1 protein-coding gene is annotated in these 462 nt (G+C 54.8%); it reads left to right on the forward strand.

All coding sequences use genetic code 11. From position 1 onward, the window contains the following. Positions 1 to 189: 189 nt before the first annotated feature. The coding region (locus AC1RO3_RS08605; RefSeq protein ID WP_447492118.1) for a hypothetical protein at positions 190 to 462 on the forward strand (273 nt) is incomplete at its 3' end.

Raw genomic sequence — 462 nt, forward strand, 5'->3', positions numbered from 1 at the left:
GGGTAGGTTACGGCGGCTCGGAGCTTCCGAACGAATCGGAAAAGCTGGAACGCTTGATCACCGCCGTCGGCCTCATTGCCGATGCCGCAGGTATCAATCTGCTCGAAGTTTTGGGCGATATCGGGGATTTTCGGGTCGCTGGGCCCGGCGATCTGGAAGACTGACTGAAGTTCAAGTAAAGGAGAAAGCATGCTTTCGTTTATCACAAAAATGCGCAAAGCACGATCCATCGAGGCCGTAGCCCGCTACAGTGCACCGCACTGGATCGTCATGATTCGGAATCCGGGAGACAAAGAATGGACGCCGCTTCTCGACAACGAGAAAAAGGTGGAAAACCAAAACGAGTTTGCGGAAATCATCAAGACGCGTGCCGCAGTCCGCACCTTTCCCAACGCAATCGAGGCAAATCGCTGGATCATTCAGAACGTGACGGGTGTGCAACAGCCTCTCGTGGCTCAGGGC

It is taken from the genome of Dellaglioa sp. CoH-57-MRSF-19, assembly GCF_056781975.1.